This is a genomic window from Mobiluncus sp. (assembly GCF_985070215.1).
In genome coordinates, this window is sequence record NZ_CFKZQR010000074.1 from 1 (window position 1) to 4,536 (window position 4,536).

The 4,536-nt window shown below is 60.3% G+C and carries 4 protein-coding genes; all 4 read right to left on the bottom strand.

The window, feature by feature from the left end; all coding sequences use genetic code 11:
• Nucleotides 1–55: 55 nt before the first annotated feature.
• The 4 genes from AC5LBQ_RS09390 to nadA are packed head-to-tail and all read right to left on the bottom strand — an operon-like array spanning nt 56 to nt 4,320.
• Complete coding sequence (locus AC5LBQ_RS09390; protein WP_493265310.1) at nt 56–754, bottom strand: uracil-DNA glycosylase; 699 nt, start codon at nt 752–754, stop codon at nt 56–58.
• 9 nt (nt 755–763) lie between these two features.
• On the bottom strand, nt 764–1,681 hold the full coding sequence (nadC, locus tag AC5LBQ_RS09395; RefSeq protein WP_493265311.1) for a carboxylating nicotinate-nucleotide diphosphorylase: 918 nt from the start codon (nt 1,679–1,681) through the stop codon (nt 764–766).
• 38 nt (nt 1,682–1,719) lie between these two features.
• Entirely contained in the window at nt 1,720–3,312 is a 1,593-nt protein-coding gene (nadB, locus tag AC5LBQ_RS09400) for an L-aspartate oxidase (protein WP_493265312.1), read from the bottom strand.
• Between the two features lie 18 nt (nt 3,313–3,330).
• Nucleotides 3,331–4,320, bottom strand: coding sequence for a quinolinate synthase NadA (gene nadA / locus AC5LBQ_RS09405; protein WP_493265313.1), 990 nt, complete (start codon nt 4,318–4,320; stop codon nt 3,331–3,333).
• Nucleotides 4,321–4,536: the final 216 nt, after the last annotated feature.

The window sequence follows — 4,536 nt, forward strand, 5'->3', positions numbered from 1 at the left end:
CCCACGCCGTTAACCCAACGGAAAAAGTTACGCAAACGCGTCCATAACCGGCCGCTCACGGCAGGCGCCAATCCGCCGGCTGACCGCCCTGGGCCACCAACAATTCATTGGCTCGTGAAAAGGGACGGGAACCAAAGAATCCTCGTGACGCTGATAGCGGGGAGGGATGAACCGATTCGAGGCACGGTACGCGGGGCATAAACTCTTTGGTCTTGCGCGCATCAGCACCCCACAAAATGGCGACCAGAGGCAGCCCTTGCGCAGCGTGATGTTTAGCGAGTTCCCGGATTGCGAACTCGGTAATAGCCTCCCAGCCTCGGCCTCGGTGGGAGGCAGGTTTCCCCGGTTGTACGGTCAAAGCTCGGTTTAGCAGCATGACTCCCTGATTTGCCCAGGGCCGCAAGTCTCCCGAAGTCGGCAGGGGCAGGCCTAAATCTTGGTGCAGTTCCTTAAAAATATTAACCAGCGAACGCGGAATTTCTGTACCGGGCATTACAGAAAATGATAGCCCCATGGCGTGACCGGGGGTTGGATAGGGGTCTTGGCCCACAATCAGGACCTTCACCTGCGCCAAAGGATACTGAAAGGCGTGAAATACATTCTCTCCAGCCGGAAAGTATCCCCGTCCCGCCGCCAGCTCAGCACGCAGGAAATCTCCCATGGCGTGAATCTGGTCCTCGACCGGAGCCATAGTTTGCGCCCAGTCCGGAGACATTATCCGTTCCAGTCCGCCCCGATTCTCCCCCGTATTCATGGCCACTCCCTACATGTCCAGAGCCAAATCGAGAATGGGAGCGCTGTGCGTGAGGGCTCCCACAGAGATATAGTCCACCCCGCAGGCGGCGGTCGCTGCCGCGTCACTCAGTGTCAAACCCCCGCTGGCCTCGGTTTTCACTCCGTGCGAGGCCGCGATTGCCACCGCTTTGGTCATAGTTTCCGGGCTCATATTATCCAGCAAAATCAGCCTAACCCCGAGATCCGTTGCCTCCCGAACCTGTTCCAAAGTGTCGCATTCGACTTCCAGGGGAATTTGGGGGGCATGCGCCCGCACCGCCTGCACCGCGGCCGCCAGCGAACCGGCTGCGGCGATGTGGTTGTCTTTAATGAGCGCCGCGTCCCCCAACCCCATCCGGTGATTTTCTCCGCCGCCGCAGCGCACCGCGTACTTTTGCAGCACGCGCATTCCGGGAATCGTTTTGCGGGTGTCACGCACCCGCGCTTTTGTACCTGTCGTTCCACTTTGACCGGAGGCGCCGGCAATAGCATCTACGTAAGCCGCCACCGCGGTCGCCACACCGCTGAGCTGACTGGCCAGGTTCAACAGGGTCCTCTCGGCGGTCAGCATAGTCCTGGCACCGGCAGTTATCTCTAAAATGACATCTCCTAGCTCAACCCGTGCCCCGTCCTGGTGTCGCATCGCGACCCGCGGTGTCGGGGCACCGGTCTTTTGCGCCAGCACGAAAGGTACCGCGGCGGCGATGGGAACCCCCGCCAGGCAACCCGGCGCGCGGGCGACCATCCGGGCTTGCACAGTGAGGGAGTCATCAAAAATGGCCTCCGTGGTGACGTCCGGCCCATAAGCCAAGTCTTCGTCCAAAGTCGCCTCAATAAAGTCCGTGACCTGGTGCGAATCCAACTTCGCGGCCGCTAAAGCGCTGGTGATTTCTGTGGGTAACATCATTTTTCTCTCCTTTTTCACGTCCGGCTTGCCCTGTGGGTTCACACCGGAGTCTCGCTGACTTCCAGTGAGGTTCCGTCTGGACCCAACTGCACGTCTAGATGCCGGCGCCATTCCTCGCGGCGGTGCGGGAAATCTGTTCGCCGGTGGGTGCCGCGGGATTCTTCTCTGGCCAAGGCCGGTGCCACTAGGGCTCGGGCTACCAGTGTGGCGTGGGGGGACAGATTCTCCAGCTCAGTCTGAGCCCGCTGCAAGCCGGCGCGATCGCGCAACACATAGACGTCGCGGCTCATGATTTCCTGGATTGTTTCCAGTACCGTGGGTTCAATGACCGCCGGCTGGGGAATCGTTGCCGGTTTCGCCACCGGACGGCATCGCAGTTGCGGCAGGTCCACTTCCGCCAGCTGCTTAGCGACTAAACTGCCCATGACCAGGGCTTCCGTCAGGGAGTTTGAGGCCAGGCGGTTTGCGCCCTGCACCCCGGTACACGCCACCTCCCCAATGGCATAGAGCCCTGCCACGTTCGTTTGCCCGCTCATGGTGGCCGCGATTCCGCCGCAATAGTAGTGGGCTCCGGGGCGGACCGGAATCGGCTCGGTAATGGGGTCCACCCCGCGGCTGGAAACCAGCTCATAGATGGTGGGAAACATTTCTTTCCATTTCTGAACTCCGAAACTGGTGGCATCCAAGTAGAGGTGATCCAAACCGTGAGCCACCATGTATTCCTGTTCCGCCGCCGAAACCACGTCACGCGGCGCCAGGTCCTCTTGGGGATGAACCCCGCGCATGACCCGGTTGCCCTGCCCGTCCACCAGGAAAGCGCCCTCCCCACGCACCGCTTCGGACACGAGTACCCCCCGGTCGCCCTTAACTTTAACGGGCGGTACAAAAATGGTGGGGTGGAACTGCATGAATTCGAGGTCGCGGCCGATGGCTCCGGCGCGCAGGGCTGCGGCCAAACCGACTCCGTTGACGACTTCGGGGTTTGTGGTCGCATTCCACAGCTGGCCGATTCCGCCGGTGGCGAGGATGACCGCAAAAGCGGAAACGACCCCGAATCCACGCCGGGAATCTCGCACCGTGGCACCACAGGCGCGGCCTTCTCCATCGACCAGGACATCGCACAACTCGCAGTCCTCCAGGACTTTCAGTTCACCTTGCCCGCCGGTGTTCCAGGTCGCGCCGTCCATAGCGGCGACATTTTTTGCCAGCGTAATCTCGATTTCATGGCCCGAAGCGTCCCCGTTGGAGTGCAGGATGCGCCGCGCGGAATGCCCCCCTTCCAGGTGCAGGTCGATTTCCCCGGCTGCGTTGCGGTCGAAGCGTGCTCCGATACGCATCATCCACTGCAGGGCTCGGGGGGCTTCCTGAACCAGGGTGCGTACTGCCGTCTGACTGCACAAGCCCGCCCCCGCCACGATGGTGTCTTCGTAGTGGGATTCGGGAGTGTCTTGCCGATCCCAAACCGCAGCCAACCCCCCTTGTGCCCAGTCAGTCGAGCTGGCGGTTAGGTCGCTTTTCGTCACCAGTACGCAATCGACCCCGGCAAAAACCAGGTTGATGACGGCGCTCAAGCCCGCCGCTCCGGATCCGACTACCAGAACCGGGGTCGTCATTGTCCAGTTGACATCCATGGGAGTGCGTTCCGGCGTCTAGTGCTGCTGGGATGAGGCGGTGTTGCCGATGGCAATCATGCGCTGCACGCTGGCTCGGGCGCGCGCGGCGATATCTTCGTCCACAAAGACTTCGTCGCGGCCGTTTTCCAAGCAGCTGACTAAGTTTTCCAAAGTGGTTTGGTTCATATACGGGCAAGCCGCCTGGGGCATGACCGGTTCAAAAGTGACCTCTGGATTGGCTTTGCGCAGCGGGTGGAGCATCCCGACCTCGGTGGCGACCAGCACTCGCGAACCTTTCGGGGCCTTTTTCGCCTCCGAGAGCATTCCGCCGGTCGAAAGCACCTTCACTCGTTCCGCACTGAGTTTGCCGGCCTCGATGAGGTCCACAGCTGCCTGCGTACCGCCGCATTCGGGGTGAATGTAGACATCCGCGTCCCCCGCGGCGAGGATTCCTTGCATCAAAATGTCGGGGGTCATTGCGGCGTGGACATGGCAGGCCCCGTCCCAGGTCACCAGGTTTTTCCGGCCGGTCACGCGCCGCACGTGCGTCCCCAGGTTGCGGTCGGGACAGAACAGAATCTCGGTTTGCGCCGGAATCGAGTTCACCACGTCAATAGCGTTGGCCGAGGTGCAGCACACATCGGTTTCTGCCTTCACCGCGGCGGTGGTGTTCACGTAACTGACCACGATCGCGCCGGGGTGGGCAGCTTTCCACTCCCGCAGCTGCTCGGCAGTAATGCAATCTGCCAGCGAACATCCCGCGGTGGCGTCAGGAATCAACACACGTTTTTGCGGGGAAAGAATCTTGGCGGTTTCCGCCATGAAGTGAACTCCGGCAAACACGATGGTGCCCTGCGGGGCTTCAGCAGCCAAACGTGACAAAGCCAGGGAATCCCCGGTGAAATCCGCCACGTCTTGAACTTCGCTAGATTGATAGTTATGCGCCAAGATTACGGCGTCTTTTTCCTGAGCCAGCTGGCGAATACGTTGTTGGAGGGCTTGAGTTTCTGTGGCGCTTCGAGTCATGGTGATAGCTTTCCTTCCTCAAGTTTCCCGAATAGCTGGCCGGGCACGGCTCCCGAAAAATTCGAGTCACTTTCGTATTAACATTGCTTCCGATTATAGAACCCTTTAAAACCGGCTTTTTCACCAGGGTGGGTGACGGAAAAAAGAACTGGCTTTGTCGCGCGGGCGAATTTATGGGAAAATCGGAACACCGCCACTTTAGCTCAGTTGGTAGAG

Coding starts and splice junctions, on each gene's coding strand:
- nadC (WP_493265311.1), bottom strand. CDS start 1,681: ATGATGTTACCCACAGAAATCACCAGCGCTTTAGCGGCCGCGAAGTTG.
- nadB (WP_493265312.1), bottom strand. CDS start 3,312: ATGGATGTCAACTGGACAATGACGACCCCGGTTCTGGTAGTCGGATCC.
- AC5LBQ_RS09390 (WP_493265310.1), bottom strand. CDS start 754: ATGAATACGGGGGAGAATCGGGGCGGACTGGAACGGATAATGTCTCCG.
- nadA (WP_493265313.1), bottom strand. CDS start 4,320: ATGACTCGAAGCGCCACAGAAACTCAAGCCCTCCAACAACGTATTCGC.